Below are 16,502 nucleotides of genomic sequence, written 5' to 3' on the forward strand. Positions count from 1 at the left end.
ATCATCACAACTGCCGGGTGCCCAAAGCAATGCCTTTCCCTTGACGCCCGACCGGGCTCCTGGATTACTGGCCCGCAGGAGATCAACCGAATGATCGGTTGTCCGGTCGGTACGGGAGAGTCACTTATGACGGTTCTGCTGGACGCGGCGGAGGAGCTCGGCCGCGAGGAGCTCGCGGCGCTGCAGCTCGAGCGACTGCGGACGACTCTGAGGCACGCGTACGAGAACGTCCCGTTCTACCGGCAGTCGTTCGACAAGGCCGGTCTGCGCCCCGACGGCTGCCGCTCGCTCGCCGACCTCGCCCGCTTCCCCTTCACCGTCAAGACCGATCTGCGCGACCACTACCCCTTCGGCATGTTCGCGGTCCCCCAGTCCGGCATCCGCCGCATCCACGCCTCCAGCGGTACGACGGGCCGCCCGACGGTCGTCGGCTACACCGAGCGCGACCTGGACATGTGGGCCGACATGGTCGCCCGCTCGATCCGCGCGGCCGGCGGCCGCCCCGGCCACAAGGTGCATGTGGCGTACGGGTACGGCCTGTTCACCGGCGGCCTCGGCGCGCACTACGGGGCCGAGCGCCTCGGCTGCACCGTCATCCCCGCGTCGGGCGGCATGACCGCGCGCCAGGTGCAGCTCATCCAGGACTTCCGCCCCGAGGTCATCATGGTGACGCCCTCCTACATGCTGACGCTGCTCGACGAGTTCGAGCGCCAGGGCGTGGACCCTCGTACGACATCCCTCGAAGTTGGCATCTTCGGCGCCGAGCCGTGGACCGAGGAGATGCGGCGCGAGATCGAGGAGCGCTTCGCGATCGACGCGGTCGACATATACGGGCTGTCGGAGGTCATCGGTCCCGGCGTGGCGCAGGAGTGCGTGGAGACCAAGGACGGCCTGCACATCTGGGAGGACCACTTCTATCCGGAGGTCGTCGACCCGATCACGGGCGAGGTGCTGCCGGACGGCGAGGAGGGCGAGCTGGTCTTCACCTCGCTCACCAAGGAGGCCATGCCGGTCGTCCGCTACCGCACCCGTGACCTCACTCGGCTGCTCCCGGGAACGGCGCGTCCGGCCTTCCGGCGCATGGAGAAGGTCACCGGCCGCAGCGACGACATGGTCATCCTGCGCGGCGTGAACCTCTTCCCGACCCAGATCGAGGAGATCGTGCTGCGTACGCCCGGGATCGCGCCCCACTTCCAGCTGCGGCTGACCCGCGAGGGCCGGATGGACCACCTGACCGTACGGGCCGAGGCGCGGCCGGAGGCCTCCGGGGATCAGCGGGCGGCCGCGACGGCGTCGATCGCGGCCGCGGTGAAGGACGGCGTCGGGGTTTCGGTCGGGGTCGAGATCGTGGACCCCGAGACGCTGGAGCGGTCGGTGGGCAAGCTCAGGCGGATCGAGGATCTGCGGACGAAGTGAGCGATCCGAGGCGGTCCCGCAGCTCGCGCTTGAGGATCTTCCCGCTGGCGTTGCGCGGCAGCTCGTCCACGAACAGCACCCGTTTCGGGGCCTTGAAATGGGCGAGCTTCTCGCGGGCGTGGGCGAGCAGTTCGGCCTCGGTCACCTCGCCGCGCGGCACGACGACGGCGGTGACGGCCTCGATCCAGCGTGCGTCGGGCAGTCCGACGACGGCCGTCTCCGCGACGCCGGGGTGGGTGTAGAGCGCGTCCTCGACCTGCCGGGAAGCGACCAGTACGCCACCCGAGTTGATGACGTCCTTCACCCGGTCGACGACCGTGAAGTACCCCTCGGCGTCCCGTACGGCCAGGTCACCGGAGTGGAACCAGCCGTCCCGGAAGGCCTCGGCGCTCTCCTGCGGCTTGTCCCAGTACCCCTCGCACAACTGGGGTGAGCGGTAGACGACTTCGCCGGCCGCCCCGTCGGGGACCTCCTTGCCGCTCTCGTCGACGACCTTCGCCTCCACGAACATGACGGGCCGCCCGCACGAATCCATCCTCCCCTCGTGCTCTTCGGGGCCGAGGACGGTGGCGAGCGGGCCGATCTCGCTCTGTCCGAAGCAGTTGTAGAAGGCGAGCGCGGGCAGCCGCGCACGGAGCCTTTCCAGTACGGGTACGGGCATGATCGACGCCCCGTAGTACGCCTTGCGCAGCGCCCCGAGGTCACGTGTGGCGAAGTCGGGGTGGTTGGCGAGGCCGATCCACACGGTCGGCGGCGCGAAGAGACTGTCCGCCCGCCCCGCTTCCACCAGGTCGAAGATCCGCGCCGCGTCGGGTGCGTCGAGGATGGTGTTCTCGGCGCCGACCGCGAGGTACGGCAGCAGGAACACGTGCATCTGCGCGGAGTGGTAGAGCGGCAGGGAGTGGACGGGCCGGTCGTCCGCCTTGAGGTCCAGGGCGGCGACGGCACTGACGTACTCGTGCACGAGCGCCCGGTGGGTCATCATGGCGCCCTTGGGGAGCGCCGTGGTCCCGGACGTGTAGAGCAACTGGGCCAGGTCTTCGGCTCCCGGGGCCCGTTCGGGCGCGAAGGGGCGCGGTGTGTCCAGCGCGGTCAGCAGCGAATCCTCGCCGTCCCGCAGGAGTCGTACGGGAAAGCCCTCCGGGACGCGGTCGGCCAGGTCCGGATCGGTGAGCACCAGTGCGCTGCCCGACTGGCCGAGGACGTACGCCAGGTCCTCGCCGGTGAGGTTCTGGTTCACCGGGACGTGCACGAGTCCGGCGCGGGCGCAGGCGAGGAAGCCGATCAGGTACGCGTCGGAGTTGTGGCCGTACGCCGCGACCCGGTCGCCGGGGCGCACGCCTTGGGTGCTCAGCCAGGCCGCCCCGGTGGACACCGCCGCGTCGAGTCCGGCGTACGTCCAGGTGCGCCCGGCGTACCGGACCGCGGTGCGGTCCGGGGTCCGGCGCGCGCTGCGGCGCACGATCCCGTCGACTGTGCTGCTGCGTACGTCTGTCGTCATGGCGTGATCCTGGGACGCGGGGTGGCCGGGGTCAAGGGGCTGAACGGGCCTCGGCGGGGCCCGACGGGCACCCGGTGGGGCTGGATACCGAACGGGATGTTGACATGAGCGCGCTCGGCTGCGTGCATGGACCAACCACTCTGTCAATCACCGTGCACCACAGTCCCTTTGGGAGGCACGTTGCACCTCCGCACCCGCCTGAGACAGCTCGCGCTCACCTCGATAGCCCTGGTCACCGCCGCGGCCGTGCTGCCACCGGCCACGGCAGGGGCCGATGATCCCGGTTCCCGTGACCGCCATCCGTCGTCCGGGAAGCTGTCCGCCCTGATCCGCTACACGGAGCACGGCATTCCGCACATCCTGGCCAAGGACTACGCGAACCTCGGCTTCGGCACCGGCTGGGCCCAGGCCGCCGACCAGGTCTGCACGCTCGCCGACGGCTTCGTGACCGTGCGCGGTGAGCGCTCGCGCCACTTCGGCCCGGACGCCGCGCCCGACGGCTCGCTCTCGTCCGCCACCAAGAACCTTTCCAGCGACCTGTACTTCGCCGGAATACGGGACGCGGGCACGGTCGAGAAGCTGCTGGCCACGCCCGCACCGGCCGGTCCCAGCCGGCAGATCAAGGAGTCGATGCGCGGCTGGGCGGCCGGGTACAACGCGTGGCTCGCCCAGAACCGCGTCACCGACCCCGCGTGCAAGGGCGCCGACTGGGTGCGCCCGGTGACACCACTGGATGTCGCCGGACGCGGCTTCGCGATATCCGTCCTGGGCGGCCAGGGCCGGGGCATCGACGGCATCACCGCCGCGAAGCCGCCGGGCACCGCGCCCGTCGGGGCGGTCGACCCCGGGCGGGCGGCGGATGCGGCGCGCGAGATGTTCGCGTCGGGCGATGCCGACATGGGGTCCAACGCCGTGGCGTTCAGCGGGAGAACCACCGCGAACGGGCGCGGCCTGCTGCTGGGCAATCCGCACTACCCGTGGAAGGGCGGGCGGCGCTTCTGGCAGTCGCAGCAGACCATTCCGGGTGAACTCAACGTCTCCGGCAGCTCATTGCTCGGTACTACCATTGTCAGCATCGGCTTCAACGACAAGGTGGCGTGGAGTCACACGGTCGCGACCGGCGTCACGCTCAACCTCCACCAGCTGACGCTGGATCCGGCCGACCCGACGGCGTATCTCGTGGACGGCAAGCCGGAGCGTATGACGAAGCGGACGGTGTCCGTCCCGGTCAAGGGCGGCGAGCCGGTCACCCGGACCCAGTGGTGGACCAGGTATGGGCCGGTCGTCACGGCGCTCGGCGCCTCGCTGCCACTCCCCTGGTCGGCGACGACGGCGTACGCCCTCAACGACCCCAACGCCGTCAACATGCGGGGCTCCGACACCGCACTCGGCTTCGCCAAGGCCCGCTCCACGCGCGGCATCGAGAAGACGCTGCGCCGCGTCCAGGGGCTGCCGTGGGTGAACACGATCGCGGCGGACTCCGCCGGGCACTCCTTCTTCAGTCAGTCGCAGGTCCTGCCTCGGATCACCGACGAGCTGGCGGGGCGCTGTTCGACGCCGCTCGGGAAGGTGACGTACCCGGCGTCCGGCGTCGCCGTACTGGACGGGTCACGCACCGACTGCGCACTCGGCTCGGACAAGGACGCGGTGCAGCCGGGGATCTTCGGCCCCTCACGGATGCCGACGCTCAAGGACGCGCCGTACGCCGAGAACAGCAACGACAGCGCCTGGCTGACCAATGCCGACCGGCCGCTGACGGGCTACGAGCGGGTCTTCGGCACGGTCGCGACACCCCGTTCCCTGCGGACGCGCGGTGCGGTCGAGGATGTTTCGGCCATGGCGCAGAAGGGCCGGCTGACGGTCGGCGATCTGCAACGGCAGCAGTTCGCGAACCGCGCGCCCGCGGGTGACCTGGCGGCGGCCGACGCGGCGAAGGCATGCACGGCGCTCTCGGCGGACCGCGCGGAGCTCGGGGAGGCGTGCGAGGTGCTCGGCCGCTGGGACAGAACGGTGAACGCGGACAGCGAGGGCGCGCTGCTCTTCGACCGGTTCTGGCGCAAGCTGGTGGCCTCCGTGCCGCCGGCCGAGCTGTGGAAGGTGCCGTTCTCCCCGGCGGATCCGGTACGTACGCCGAACACGCTCAACACGGGCGCACCGGGCTTCGCGACGGCCCTCACCGGCGCGGTCTCGGAGCTGAAGGCGGCGGGCATCGCGCTCGACGCGCCGCTCGGGAAGCACCAGTTCGTCGTACGGAACGGGAAGCGCCTCCCGATCCACGGCGGTACGGAGGCGCTCGGCATCTGGAACAAGATCGAGCCCGTGTGGAACGCGCCGGGCGGCGGCTACACGGAGGTGACGACCGGCTCCAGCCACATCCAGGCGGTGGGCTGGGACGGCGGCCGCTGCCCGGTGGCACGCACGCTGCTGACGTACGCGCAGTCGTCGAACCCGTCGTCGCCGTACTACAGCGACCAGACCCGGCTGTACGCGGAAGAGCGCTGGGTGACGTCCCGGTTCTGCGAGAAGGACATTCTCCGCTCACCGGAACTGCGGGTGCACCGGGTGCGCGAGCGCTGACGGACCGGCATCGCGACGGGCCCTCACCGGTGCGGTGGGGGCCCGTTCGACGTCCGAGGCCCTCGGGTTGGCCTCAAGCCGAGTCGGTGCTCCACGGTCGGCCGGCCCACTGGCCCTGGCCCCGACCCCGCCCGTACGCGCCCGTTCACCCCGAAGCGAGCAGGGACTCGATCAGGGCGTCGACGGCGAGCCGTTGCGACTCCTCGGCCACCGGTACGGCGGCGAAGGCGTGGGCGAGGAAACGCTGGAGGCCGCGCCGGTCGATCTCCACCACTGCTGCGCCCTCCGGCGCCGTCAGGTGAACGGTGACCCACCGTTCACCTGACGGCCGCACCCGAACGTCGGCCACCCCGGCCGGCGCGTGCAGTCCCGCCGCCAGCAGGGCGCGCGCGAAGGTCCAGGTCGCCGGGACGTCGTTGCTGGACGCGTCGGCCGGGAAGGTCAGGTGGACGGCGAGCGGGTCTTCGCACGCATAGGTCAGCGAGACGGTGACGTCGTACCTGATGCCGATGCTGTCCGCGCAGAGCCGCGCCGCGACCAAGTGAGTCATGCTGGCGAGCAAGGGACTCTCCTTCCCCTCGTACCGGTGCCCGCGTGCACCGCTGTCCGTCCAGACACCGGCCGGGCCCGGTCCTCACGCGGTACGCCGTCATGTCACCTGTGTGGGTGACGGACGCGGGGCGGCGGCCGGGCGCGGGCCGTGCAGGGGCCGAGCGCGGGCCGTGGTCAGCGCGTGCGGACCTCGCGGTGCCCACGGACCCGGAACCGGACGCTGAGCGTCAGCCGTTCGCTGCCCGTGGCGGTCCGGGCCGCCCGCAGCTGCTCCCCGGCGAGACGTTCCAGCATGGCGTCGGGGCCCGCCCCTGGCTCCAGGAGTACGGCCATGGCCAGCCGGGGCCGGGCGCGCGTTCCCAGGAACCGTACGCGCGCCCTGACCACTCCGGGAAGCCTCTCCGTCTCGGTACGGACGGCTCGTTCCAGCGCCCGCGTACGCAGATGAACGGACGGGTGAGGGAGTGCGACGCGCCGCGGCGCGCGCGCAGGACCTTGCGCCACGAGCCACCAGAGCGAGGCCGCGGTGGCCGCACCGGCGACGGCGATCACGGCGGGCGAAGTCCAGTCGGGGACGGGCGGCGGCCGCAGGCCCTCGCCGGGCGACGGCCACCACGAAGGCACCGACAGCGCGAGGCCGGCGACGGCCAGCCAGGTTCCGCCTGCCAGCACCGCCGTGCCAAGGAGCGTCAGCAGTACGCGGTTGAGACTGTCACGCAACGGTCTCGTGCGGCGCGCGGGTTTCATGTGTCCCTTCCTCGTGCTCCGGTACTCGCTCTTCCCCGTCGGCGGGTACGGGTGCGTGCCAGTTGCCGTCCCGTACGGCCCTGCCCCGCACACTGCCGGTTCGTGCGGTGCCCAGCCCCTGGAACGTCGCGTGGAGCCGTTCGGACACCGCCGTGCGCGCGGCGTCGGGATCGCCGAACGCCACCGTCACGCGCGCGTGTACGCGTTGCGCGCGGCGCAGCCGGACGCGGGCCGCAGTCACCCCGGGTACGTCGAGCGCGGCGTCCCGCAGCAGCGCACGCGCGCTCCCCCGGGCCAGGTCGGCCCGTACACCGGAAGCGGGCGAGGCCAGCGGCAGGCGGCGGGTCCCCGGGGTGAGCGCGAGCACGACCAGCCACGCCCCCAGGAGCGCGAGGCACACACCCGCCACCGTCAGCCGGGCGTCGCCGCCGCTGCCGGCGTCCGCGAGGCCGGCCGCCAGCCGGTCCTGGACCACGTCCTGGATCACGTCCTGGACGCGCGCGGCCGTACGGCCCCCGGTCGCCACGATGTCGTACAGCAGGGCTCCGCCCGCCGCGGTCCCCGCCAGCGCGACGAGCGCGGCGGGCAGCCGCCGCGCCGACCACGCCCGCCGGACCGCGCGACCCGGCGCCACGCGAAGCTCCTGGGCGGCGGGCGCCGCCCCCGGCCGGAAGGGCGCGGGGCCGGGCAGCAGCCGGCTGACCGCGACCTCCGCAGCCGACACGGTCAAGCCCGTCAACTCGGCCGTACGGGACGCCACATGCTCCTGCACCCGTGCCCCGAGTGCGGTGGAATCCGCCGGATAGCGCAAGCCGATCCGGAGCGAGACGCGCAGAGAACTCCCGCGCCGCGCCACGGCGGCGTGCTCCGCGCTTCCGTCCTTCCCGAGACTTTCACCGGCGGCGCGCGACACGACCCGGCGCAGCGCCCGGTCGGCGATCACCGTCGTACCGCGGTCGGCGGCCTGTCCGCCCGGCTCGGCCCGCACCACCATCAACGCCTCCGCTCCGCGATGCCGTCCAGGAACCGCCGCAGATCCGTGCCGTCACCGCCGCTTCCCCCGTCGAGGGCCCGGCCGGCCGCGAATCCCACGCCGCCGAGTGCCCCGACCAGCAGGAACGCACCGAAGCCGCCGAACCACGCGGCGAAGGCCAGCGCCATGCCCACCATCAGCCCCAGCTGCGCTGCGCTCATTCGCGGGAAGCCCTTCACTCCACGCGCGATTCGGCGCCGGACGCGTCCTCGCCGGACTCCTCGGGCAGGTGGACGTCGTCGACGGAGATGTTCACCTCGACGACTTCGAGTCCCGTGGTGCGCTCGACGGCGGAAATCACGTTCTCCCGTACGTCCTTCGCCACGTCCATGATCGGTACGCCGTACTCGACGACCAGGTCGATGTCGATCGCCGTCTGGCGCTCGCCGACCTCCACCTTGACCCCACGGCCCACGTTGGGCCGCCCGCCCGGCACCCGGTCGCGTACGGCGCCGAAGGTGCGCGACAGGCCGCCGCCCATGTCGTGCACGCCCGGGACCTCGCGCGCCGCCATGCCGGCGATCTTCACCACGACGACGTCGGCGATCGACGTCTTGCCGCGGGTGCCGGCGGGCTCGGCGGCGCCGGTGGCGCCCGTTCCCACGGTCGTGGTGTGTCCCGGGTCCGATCCTCCCTTGCGTGCGGTGGAGGCGTTCGCGTTCGACGGTCCGGCGGAGACTGTGTTCGACGTCATCGTTTTTCCCCTCGGAGTTCTCGGCACATGTGCCCTGTCACTTCGTTGGACACGAGAGCGGGCCCGGTGTCACGCGGATCTCAACCTTCTTTTCCGCAGGGTGTCACGGCGGCCGCGTGACACATTCGCCGTCTGCGTGTCCAAGCAGATGTCAGTACAGGTAAGAGAGGAGCCGCCGAGTGCCCGGGGACGGGGAGGAACCGCCGCAGCCGACGCAGGATCCGTCGAGGTACGACGAGGACGCGCTGCTGGCCGTGCGGGCCCGTGAGGGCGACGAGGAGGCGTTCGAGGCCCTCGTACGCGGCCACGGTCCCGTGCTCCTGCAACTCGCCCTCCGTATGCTCGGTGACCGGACCGAAGCGGAGGACGCTGTGCAGGACGCTTTCGTCAGTGCCTGGCGCAGGCTGCCGGAATACCGGGGAGAAGCCGCCTTCCGTACGTGGATGTACCGGATCGTCACCAATCGCTGCCTGAATCTGCTGCGCTCGCGCAGACCGGTGACAGACCTGGACGCCGTGCCTGAACCGGCCGCTCCCGAGCACACCGGTTCCCCGGCGCGCGCCGCCGAGGCCGGAGCCGCTCTCAAGGAACTGTCACAGGCGCTGGCCGGGCTCTCGCCGGAACAGCGGGCCTGCTGGGTGCTGCGCGAGCTGCACGGACTGCCGTACGAGGAGATCTCGGACGCCGTCGGGATCAGCCATCAGGCGGTCCGCGGCCGGATCTTCCGGGCGCGACGCACTCTGATGGAGGTGATGAGCGCATGGCGCTGAACGCACAACCCGCGGGCGGTCACGATCGCGCGGACGACGAACTGCTGCCGTGCGGGCGCTCCCTGGCCGACGTCTGGGACGCCCGTCTCCCCGTCGGCCACCGGGCGGACTGCCCGCACTGCGCCGCCGCGCTCGACGAACTGCGGGTGCTGGACGACTTCGTCAGCCGTGCCCGCGCCGTGGAAGGCGTGGCAGCCACGGACGCCTCGGGATCCGGCGCGCCGGACGCCGAAGCGGTGACGGACCGCGTGATGGACATCGTGCGCCTGGAGCTGCGGCCCGGCCGCACGCTGCCTCTCGGTGAGCCCGACGAGGACAGCTGGGTGTTCGAGTCCGCCGCGGCGAGGGCGCTGCGGGCGGCCGCCGACGCGCTGCCCGGTGTACGTACGGGAAGTTGCCGCATCGCACCGGTGGGCCCGGCGGCCCGGGTGGAGATCGAGGTGGCGGTGGCTCTGTCGTGGAACCTGCCGGAGGCTTCCGAGGCGGTACGCGCTCGGGTGGCAGCGGCTGCCGAGGAGGTGCTGGGCATGCCGGTGCGGGCCATCGACGTACGGGTGATCGACATTCTCGACGACATTCGAGGCGAGATCGTCGACGAGCGGGACGGGAGCGGCCGATGACGACGCCGACGAGCAGGACGCAGCTGGAGCGCGCGGCCGCCGAGGCGGCTCTCGCGGTGCCGGGCGTGGCGTTCCTGCGCCCCGGGATCGCCGAGGTGCTGCGCGGGGCGACGGGGCAGCGGCCTGGGAGTTCTGGCGGCGTGCGGGCCAGGGCAGCCGAGGGCGCGGGTGGGTGGCGGATCGAGGTACAGCTGGCGGTGGTGCGGGGCCACCGGGCGGTGGATGTGACGCGCGCGGTTCGTGCGGCGGTGGGGGCGGCGGCCGCGGTGGTGAGCGTGACTGTGACTGTGACTGGCATCGTCTGAGGTCCTGGCGCTCGCTCAGAGGGCGCGCTCGTGGCCCTCCCAGTACGGCTCGCGCAGTCGGCGCTTGTAGAGCTTGCCGTTCGGGTCGCGGGGCATCGTCACGATGAAGTCGACGGTCCTGGGCCGCTTGAAGGCGGCGAGCTGCCGCTCGCAGTGCGCCAGGATGCCGGCGGCCAGCGCGTCGTCGGGAACGTGGCCCTCGGCGGGTTCGACGACGGCCTTGACCTCCTCGCCCCAGTCCGCGTGCGGGATGCCGAAGGCGGCGGCGTCAGCGACGGCGGGGTGGGAAAGGAGGGCCGCCTCGATCTCGGCGGGGTAGATGTTGACACCGCCCGAGATGATCATGTCGATCTTCCGGTCGCGGAGGAAGAGGTAACCGTCCTCGTCGAGTACGCCGAGGTCTCCGACGGTGAAGAAGTCCCCAATGCGGTTCTTCCTCGTCTTGCCTTCGTCCTTGTGGTAGCTGAAGCCGCCGGTACTCATCTTCATGTAGACGGTGCCGAGTTCGCCCGGCGGCAGGCGGTTGCCTTCGTCGTCGAATACGGCGAGTTCGCTGATCGGCCACGCCTTGCCGACGGTGCCGGGCTTCTTCAGCCAGTCCTCGGCGGTCGCGAAGGCGCCGCCGCCCTCGCTGGCCGCGTAGTACTCCTCCACGCAGTGGCCCCACCAGTCGATCATCGCCCGCTTGACGTGGTCGGGGCAGGGCGCGGCGCCGTGGATGGCATGGCGCATCGAGGACACGTCGTACGACGCGCGTATGTCCTCGGGGAGGGCGAGCAGCCGGTGGAACTGGGTCGGGACCATGTGGGTGTGCGTGCACGCGTGCCGGTCGATGAGGCGCAGCATCTCCTCGGGTGTCCACTTGTCCATGAGTACGAGCGGATGGCCGATGTGCAGGGCGGCGCCCGCGAACTGGAGTACGGCGGTGTGGTAGAGCGGCGAGCAGACGAGGTGGACGTTGTCGTCGAAGGGGCGGATGCCGAAGATGCCGAGGAAGCCGCCGAGGTAGGACTCTTCGGGGAGCTTGCCGGACAGCGGGCGGCGAATGCCGCGCGGACGTCCGGTGGTTCCCGAGGTGTAGTTCATGACCCAGCCGAGGGTGCGGTCGGCTGGCTCGTACGAAGGCTGTCCGACAAGGAGTTCCGCGTACGGAACGAACCCGGGAACGTCGCCGACGGCGTAACGGCGGTTCCCGGGAAGCTTCGCTTCGTCGGCCGCGGCGGTGGCGGCTCCGGCGAAGCGTTCGTGCGCGATGACGACTTTCGCGCCCGAGTCGGCGACGATCCAGGCGATCTCGGGACCGACGAGGTGGTGGTTCACGGGAACGAGGTAGAAGCCGGCCTGGGAGGCGGCCAGGTAGGCGGTGAAGAGCTCGACGCCATTGGGGAGCACTACGGCGAAGGCGTCGCCCTGCCGCATGCCCACGGCCCGCAGTCCGTGGACCAGTTGGTTGACGGCGGCGTGCAGCCGTCCCGCCGTCCATTCCTCGCCGTCGGGGGCGGTGAGCACCGTACGGCCGGGGTCCGCGGCCGCCTGGGCCCAGAAGCCGTTGGGCGGCTGATTCGTCGTCATGACTGGCTGGTCCTTCCGGCGATGCGGTCGATGCGGTCCACGGCACGTTCGAAGCCACGGGTGAGGTCGTCGAAGACGGCCTGGACGCTGCGTTCGGATGTCATACGGCCGACGATCTGGCCGACGGGCGTGCCGAGCAGGGGCCCGATTTCGTACTTCTGGATACGGGAGACGGCCTCGGCCACGAGCAGTCCCTGGAGCGGCATGGGGAGCGTCCCGGGTCCGCTCGGGTCGTCCCAGGCGTCGGTCCACTCGGTGCGCAGCTGGCGAGCGGGCTTGCCGGTGAGGGCGCGGGAGCGGACGGTGTCGCCGGAGCCGGCTGCGAGAAGTTTGGCGGTGAGGGCGCGGGAGTGGAGGTCGGCCTCCTCTGTGGTGAGCCAGAGCGAACCGAGCCAGGCACCCTGGGCGCCGAGCGCGAGACCGGCGGCGATCTGTTCGCCGCTGCCGATGCCTCCGGCGGCGAGTACGGGCAGCGGACGGACGGCGTCGACCACTTCGGGGACGAGGACCATGGAGGCGATCTCGCCCGTATGGCCGCCCGCTTCGTATCCCTGCGCCACGACGATGTCGATGCCCGCATCGGCGTGGCGCTTGGCGTGTTTGGCGCTGCCCGCCAGGGCGGCGACGAGTACGCCGTGGTCGTGGGCGCGGGTGATGACGTCGGCGGGCGGGGAGCCGAGGGCGTTGGCGAGCAGCTTGATGGGGTAGTCGAAGGCGACGTCGAGCTGGTTGCGGGCGACCTCCTCCATCCAGCCGGTGATGCGCCAGCCCGACGCCTCGCCCGGGGCGAGTTCGGGTACGCCGTGTTTGGCCAGGGTTTCCTCGACGTACCTGCGGTGCCCTTCGGGGATCATCGCCTCCACGTCGGCCTCGGTCACGCCCTCGACCTTCCTCGCGGGCATGACGACGTCGAGGCCGTACGGCTTGCCGTCGGTGTGTTCCGCCATCCACTCCAGGTCGCGCGCGAGTTCGTCCGGCGCGGTGTAGCGGACCGCGCCCAGCACGCCGAATCCGCCTGCCCGGGTGATCGCGGCGGCCACCGCCGGGAAGGGCGTGAAGCCGAAGATGGCGTGCTCGACACCCAGTTTCCTGCTCAGCTCCGTCTCCATGAGCGGCAGGATGCCGCAGCGGGGCGGACGAGGGAAGAGTTTTTCTGATGCAGCGTCAGATTTTGCGACTTCCTTGGGGCGGTTGACAGCGTCAGCGGCCTGCAAGAAAGTTTCACTTGTTGAGCGTGTGTCGGAAGTTACTTTCACAAGGGGTGGCTCGTGACCGACGGTGCGGCGGAAGCGGACAGAGCAATCAGCCGGCGGAGGCTGGGCGGCGGCATCATGGCACTGGGCGGCGCCCTGGTGCTCGCGCCACTGGCCGCCGGGCGCGCGGGCGCGGCGGCGAACCGGGCAGCGACGGACGGCGCCGACGGCGGACGGCCGACGCTGCGCCGAGGTTCACCCGAACGCGCCGGACTCCTCCCCGGGCCCCTGAACCAGCTCGTCACGGACGCCGAGCGCTATCTCGGCCCCTCCCCCAAGCACCCCTGGTACGCGGGCGCGGTCCTGCTCGCCGGGCGTGGCGGCACAGTGGCGCTGCATCGGGCGATCGGATCGGCTGTGCGCTATGCGGCGTACGACGAGAAGACCGACACGGCGGTGGAGCTCCCGGCGGACCGGCGGATCGCGATGGCCGAGGACACGGTCTTCGACCTGGCGTCGGTCTCGAAGCTCTTCACCTCCATGCTCGCCGTGCAGCAGATCGAGCGCGGCACGCTGGAGCTGGAGGCGAAGGTCGCCACGTATCTCCCCGAGTTCGGGGGCGCGGGCAAGCAGGACATGACGGTGCGCCAGCTGCTCACGCACACGTCGGGGTTCCGTGCCTGGATTCCGCTCTACAAGGAGCCGACGCGGGAGGGGAAGCTGCGGCTCCTGTGGAACGAGGCACCGGCGAGCACGCCCGGTACCAAGTACCTCTACTCGGACCTGAATCTGATCTCGCTCCAGCTGGTGCTCGAAGAGATCACCGGTCGCACTCTGGACGCACTGCTCCACGACGAGATCACCGCTCCGCTCGGGATGCACCGCACGCGCTTCAATCCGCCAGCCTCCTGGAAGCCGAAGACCGCCGCCACCGAGGACGCGCGACTGCCCTGGTCCGGTCTCGACCGGGGCCTGGTGTGGGGCGAGGTCCACGACGAGAACGCGTACAGCTTCGGCGGCGTCGCCGGCCACGCCGGCGTGTTCTCCACCGCCTGGGACCTCGCGATCCTCGGCCGTACGCTCCTGAACGGCGGCGCGTACGGGCGGGCGCGGATCCTGGACCCCGAGTCGGTGGAGCTGATGTTCACCGACTTCAACACCGCCTTCCCCGGCGATGAGCACGGCCTCGGCTTCGAGCTCTACCAGCACTGGTACATGGGCGCGATGGCCGCTCCGAAGACCGCAGGCCACACCGGCTTCACCGGCACCAGTCTCGTTCTCGACCCCTCGACCGACTCCTTCCTCGTCGTACTGGGGAACTCGGTCCACCCGGTGCGCAGCTGGCGCTCCGGAAGCGCCCCGCGCGTAGCCGCCGCCAACAACATGGCCCGCGCCGTCGCGGTACGCCCGACTCACGGCCGGACCGCCTGGTTCTCCGGCATGGCCTCGGCCACGACAGCCACGCTCACCCTGCCCGCCCTCAGTCTGCCTGCCCTCGCCGCACCCTCGGACCGTCCACGGCTGCGCTGCTCGCTGTGGTGGGACACCGAACCCGGCTCCGACCGGCTCTTCCTGGAGGCCTCGGGGGACGGGGGCGGCACCTGGCAGGTGGTGCCGTTCACGACCGTACGCAAGGGGCATGAGCCGCGGTCGCACCCGGCGGGCGCGGTCACCGGCTGGTCCGGGCGCGTCTGGCACCGGCTCAGCGCGGACCTGGCGGCCTGGGGCGGCGAGGAAGTGCGTCTGCGCTGGCGTTACCGGACCGACACGCTGTACGTCGGACGGGGAGCGTACGTCGACGGCCTGCGGGTCGACGACGGCCGCCGCACGCTCTTCGACGAGGCGAGGCCCGCGGACGCGGCCCGCATCGAGGCGACGGGCTGGACAGCGTCCGAGGACTGACCGGCGACCGGCCCGGCTCCGTCAGCGCCCGAGCACTGCCATCGCCGCGTTGTGGCCGGGAATGCCGCTGACGCCCCCGCCGCGGACGGCGCCCGCCCCGCACAGCATGACGTTCGCGTACGCCGTCTCGACGCCCCACCGGCCGGTCCCGGCGGACTCGTCGGCGTACGGGAAAGACAGTGGGCGGTGGAAGATGTTGCCGCCGGGCAGCCGCAGTTCGCTTTCGAGGTCGAGCGGGGTCTTCGCCTCGATGCAGGGGCGGCCGTTCTCGTCGAGCGCGAGGCAGTCGGTGAGGGGTTCTTCGAGGTAGGTGTCGAGCTGGGCGAGAGTCGCCGCCAGGAGTTCGGCGCGGGCCGCTTCATTGTCGTGGGCGAAGAGGCGGGCCGGCGTGTGCAGGCCGAAGAGGGTCAGGGTCTGGTACCCGTGTGCGGCGAGTTCCGGGCCGAGGATCGAGGGGTCCGTCAGGGAGTGGCAGTAGATCTCGGAGGGTGGTGCGCTCGGCAGCCGCCCCGACGCGGCTTCGCCGTACGCGGCCGCCAATTGACCGTACCCTTCGGCGACATGGAACGTTCCCGCGAACGCTTCTTCCGGTTCCACGGAACGGTCGCGCAGGCGCGGAAGTCTGCGCAGCAGCATGTTGACTTTGAGCTGCGCCCCTTCGGCGGATGCGGAGGCGGAAGGCTCGTCCCCGAGGAGCTTTTCGAGCGCCTCCGGAGAGGCGTTCACGAGAACGTTCCGGGCGGCGACAGTGGCCTCACCCGTGTCGCTCCGGAAGGTCACTTCGGCGCGGCTTCCGTCGGTGTCGACACGGGTCGCCTCATGGCGGGTGACGATCTCGGCGCCCGCTGCCCTGGCGGCGTTCGCGAGCGCGTCGGTGAGCGCTCCCATGCCGCCCACGGGAACGTCCCAGTCGCCCGTGCCCCCGCCGATCACGTGGTAAAGGAAGCAGCGGTTCTGGAGCAGCTTCGGATCATGGGCATCGGCGAAGGTGCCGATGAGGGCGTCGGTGAGGACTACGCCCCGTACGAGATCGTTGGCGAAGTGCTCCTCGATCGCGACACCGAGCGGCTCCTCGAAGAGCATCCTCCAGGCCGCCTCGTCACCGATACGGGCCCGCAGCGCGTCCCGGGTGGGCAGCGGTTCGGTGAGCGTGGGAAAGACGCGCTCGGCGACGCGTCGCATGACGGCGTAGAAGGACTGCCAGGACGTGAACTCCGCATCGCCGCCCGTGAGCCGGGCGAACGATTCCCGGGTCCTGTCGGCGCCGCCGCCGACCAGCAGGCCGCCGCGTCCGCTCGGCGTGTACGAGGAGACGGTGCGCTTGCGTACGGCGAACTCCAGCCCCAGATCGTGGACGATCCGCTGAGGGAGCAGTGACACCAGGTAGGAGTAGCGGGAGAGCCGGGCGTCGACACCCGGGAAGGGCCGGGTGGACACCGCTGCGCCGCCGGTGCGGTCCAGGCGTTCCAGCACGAGCACGGAGCGCCCCGCCCGGGCCAGATAGCCGGCGGCGACCAGGCCGTTGTGGCCGCCGCCGACGATCACGACGTCATAGCTGTCCTGTACGGGCATGGCGTGCGCACTCCTGTCTGTCTTCGCGTACGTCTTCGGCTACCCCGG

At 71.4% G+C, this 16,502-nt stretch carries 15 protein-coding genes; 6 read left to right on the forward strand and 9 right to left on the reverse strand.

Going from position 1 to position 16,502, the window contains the following annotated elements:
- Positions 1–126: 126 nt before the first annotated feature.
- Positions 127–1,416: a phenylacetate--CoA ligase PaaK gene (gene paaK / locus AC1P0E_RS01320; RefSeq protein WP_482740286.1), complete on the forward strand. Its 1,290-nt coding sequence runs from the start codon at positions 127–129 to the stop codon at positions 1,414–1,416.
- Here the strand turns inward: paaK and AC1P0E_RS01325 are convergent.
- Entirely contained in the window at positions 1,385–2,917 is a 1,533-nt protein-coding gene (locus AC1P0E_RS01325; protein ID WP_482740287.1) for an acyl-CoA synthetase, read from the reverse strand. The two genes, paaK and AC1P0E_RS01325, sit on opposite strands and share 32 nt — an antisense overlap.
- Positions 2,918–3,097: 180 nt before the next feature.
- Here AC1P0E_RS01325 and AC1P0E_RS01330 point away from each other — a divergent pair, with 180 nt between their 5' ends.
- Positions 3,098–5,494 carry a penicillin acylase family protein gene (locus tag AC1P0E_RS01330; RefSeq protein WP_482740288.1) on the forward strand — a complete coding sequence of 799 codons (2,397 nt, stop codon included), beginning with the start codon at positions 3,098–3,100 and terminating at the stop codon, positions 5,492–5,494.
- Between the two features lie 145 nt (positions 5,495–5,639).
- Here AC1P0E_RS01330 and AC1P0E_RS01335 read toward each other — a convergent pair whose 3' ends face one another.
- The 5 genes from AC1P0E_RS01335 to AC1P0E_RS01355 all read right to left on the reverse strand — a co-directional run bounded on the left by AC1P0E_RS01335 (position 5,640) and on the right by AC1P0E_RS01355 (position 8,520).
- Positions 5,640–6,056, reverse strand: coding sequence for an SsgA family sporulation/cell division regulator (locus AC1P0E_RS01335; protein WP_482740289.1), 417 nt, complete (start codon positions 6,054–6,056; stop codon positions 5,640–5,642).
- A gap of 164 nt (positions 6,057–6,220) precedes the next feature.
- Positions 6,221–6,793, reverse strand: coding sequence for an alkaline shock response membrane anchor protein AmaP (locus AC1P0E_RS01340; protein ID WP_482740290.1), 573 nt, complete (start codon positions 6,791–6,793; stop codon positions 6,221–6,223).
- A complete protein-coding gene (locus AC1P0E_RS01345; RefSeq protein ID WP_482740291.1) occupies positions 6,759–7,787 on the reverse strand; it encodes a DUF6286 domain-containing Asp23/Gls24 family envelope stress response protein in 1,029 nt (342 codons plus the stop codon). Before AC1P0E_RS01345 ends, AC1P0E_RS01340 begins: the two co-directional genes overlap by 35 nt.
- Entirely contained in the window at positions 7,787–7,987 is a 201-nt protein-coding gene (locus AC1P0E_RS01350) for a hypothetical protein (RefSeq protein WP_482740292.1), read from the reverse strand. The genes AC1P0E_RS01345 and AC1P0E_RS01350 overlap by 1 nt, the downstream gene beginning before the upstream one ends.
- A gap of 14 nt (positions 7,988–8,001) precedes the next feature.
- The gene (locus tag AC1P0E_RS01355; protein ID WP_482740293.1) at positions 8,002–8,520 is read right to left on the reverse strand and encodes an Asp23/Gls24 family envelope stress response protein; all 519 of its coding nucleotides are present in this window, start codon (positions 8,518–8,520) and stop codon (positions 8,002–8,004) included.
- Between the two features lie 179 nt (positions 8,521–8,699).
- Between AC1P0E_RS01355 and AC1P0E_RS01360 the strand changes: the two genes are divergently transcribed.
- Genes AC1P0E_RS01360 through AC1P0E_RS01370 form a run of 3 tightly spaced genes read left to right on the forward strand, consistent with a single transcriptional unit; the run spans position 8,700 to position 10,215 of the window.
- Positions 8,700–9,290, forward strand: coding sequence for an RNA polymerase sigma factor (locus AC1P0E_RS01360; protein WP_482740294.1), 591 nt, complete (start codon positions 8,700–8,702; stop codon positions 9,288–9,290).
- Positions 9,281–9,910 carry an Asp23/Gls24 family envelope stress response protein gene (locus AC1P0E_RS01365; protein WP_482740295.1) on the forward strand — a complete coding sequence of 210 codons (630 nt, stop codon included), beginning with the start codon at positions 9,281–9,283 and terminating at the stop codon, positions 9,908–9,910. The genes AC1P0E_RS01360 and AC1P0E_RS01365 overlap by 10 nt, the downstream gene beginning before the upstream one ends.
- Positions 9,907–10,215, forward strand: coding sequence for an Asp23/Gls24 family envelope stress response protein (locus AC1P0E_RS01370; protein WP_482740296.1), 309 nt, complete (start codon positions 9,907–9,909; stop codon positions 10,213–10,215). The genes AC1P0E_RS01365 and AC1P0E_RS01370 overlap by 4 nt, the downstream gene beginning before the upstream one ends.
- A gap of 15 nt (positions 10,216–10,230) precedes the next feature.
- On the opposite strand, the gene AC1P0E_RS01375 is transcribed toward AC1P0E_RS01370, so the two are convergent.
- Positions 10,231–11,787, reverse strand: a complete 1,557-nt coding sequence (locus AC1P0E_RS01375; protein WP_482740297.1) for an acyl-CoA synthetase — start codon at positions 11,785–11,787, stop codon at positions 10,231–10,233.
- Positions 11,784–12,896: an NAD(P)H-dependent flavin oxidoreductase gene (locus AC1P0E_RS01380; protein ID WP_482740298.1), complete on the reverse strand. Its 1,113-nt coding sequence runs from the start codon at positions 12,894–12,896 to the stop codon at positions 11,784–11,786. Before AC1P0E_RS01380 ends, AC1P0E_RS01375 begins: the two co-directional genes overlap by 4 nt.
- Positions 12,897–13,118: 222 nt before the next feature.
- Between AC1P0E_RS01380 and AC1P0E_RS01385 the strand changes: the two genes are divergently transcribed.
- Positions 13,119–14,882, forward strand: a complete 1,764-nt coding sequence (locus AC1P0E_RS01385) for a serine hydrolase domain-containing protein (RefSeq protein ID WP_482745612.1) — start codon at positions 13,119–13,121, stop codon at positions 14,880–14,882.
- Positions 14,883–14,903: 21 nt separating this feature from the next.
- Here AC1P0E_RS01385 and AC1P0E_RS01390 read toward each other — a convergent pair whose 3' ends face one another.
- Positions 14,904–16,454 (reverse strand): phytoene desaturase family protein, encoded by a 1,551-nt coding sequence (locus AC1P0E_RS01390; RefSeq protein ID WP_482740299.1) that lies wholly within the window; start codon positions 16,452–16,454, stop codon positions 14,904–14,906.
- Positions 16,455–16,502 lie beyond the last annotated feature (48 nt).

Source organism: Streptomyces sp. TRD_SC_5 (assembly GCF_056836825.1).

Excerpts from the sequence above, each read along its gene's own strand:
- AC1P0E_RS01385 (WP_482745612.1), top strand. The coding sequence starts at position 13,119 with ATGGCACTGGGCGGCGCCCTGGTGCTCGCGCCACTGGCCGCCGGGCGC.
- AC1P0E_RS01375 (WP_482740297.1), bottom strand. The coding sequence starts at position 11,787 with ATGACGACGAATCAGCCGCCCAACGGCTTCTGGGCCCAGGCGGCCGCG.
- AC1P0E_RS01340 (WP_482740290.1), bottom strand. The coding sequence starts at position 6,793 with ATGAAACCCGCGCGCCGCACGAGACCGTTGCGTGACAGTCTCAACCGC.
- AC1P0E_RS01345 (WP_482740291.1), bottom strand. The coding sequence starts at position 7,787 with ATGGTGGTGCGGGCCGAGCCGGGCGGACAGGCCGCCGACCGCGGTACG.
- AC1P0E_RS01390 (WP_482740299.1), bottom strand. The coding sequence starts at position 16,454 with ATGCCCGTACAGGACAGCTATGACGTCGTGATCGTCGGCGGCGGCCAC.
- AC1P0E_RS01370 (WP_482740296.1), top strand. The coding sequence starts at position 9,907 with ATGACGACGCCGACGAGCAGGACGCAGCTGGAGCGCGCGGCCGCCGAG.
- AC1P0E_RS01355 (WP_482740293.1), bottom strand. The coding sequence starts at position 8,520 with ATGACGTCGAACACAGTCTCCGCCGGACCGTCGAACGCGAACGCCTCC.
- AC1P0E_RS01365 (WP_482740295.1), top strand. The coding sequence starts at position 9,281 with ATGGCGCTGAACGCACAACCCGCGGGCGGTCACGATCGCGCGGACGAC.
- paaK (WP_482740286.1), top strand. The coding sequence starts at position 127 with ATGACGGTTCTGCTGGACGCGGCGGAGGAGCTCGGCCGCGAGGAGCTC.
- AC1P0E_RS01380 (WP_482740298.1), bottom strand. The coding sequence starts at position 12,896 with ATGGAGACGGAGCTGAGCAGGAAACTGGGTGTCGAGCACGCCATCTTC.
- AC1P0E_RS01350 (WP_482740292.1), bottom strand. The coding sequence starts at position 7,987 with ATGAGCGCAGCGCAGCTGGGGCTGATGGTGGGCATGGCGCTGGCCTTC.
- AC1P0E_RS01325 (WP_482740287.1), bottom strand. The coding sequence starts at position 2,917 with ATGACGACAGACGTACGCAGCAGCACAGTCGACGGGATCGTGCGCCGC.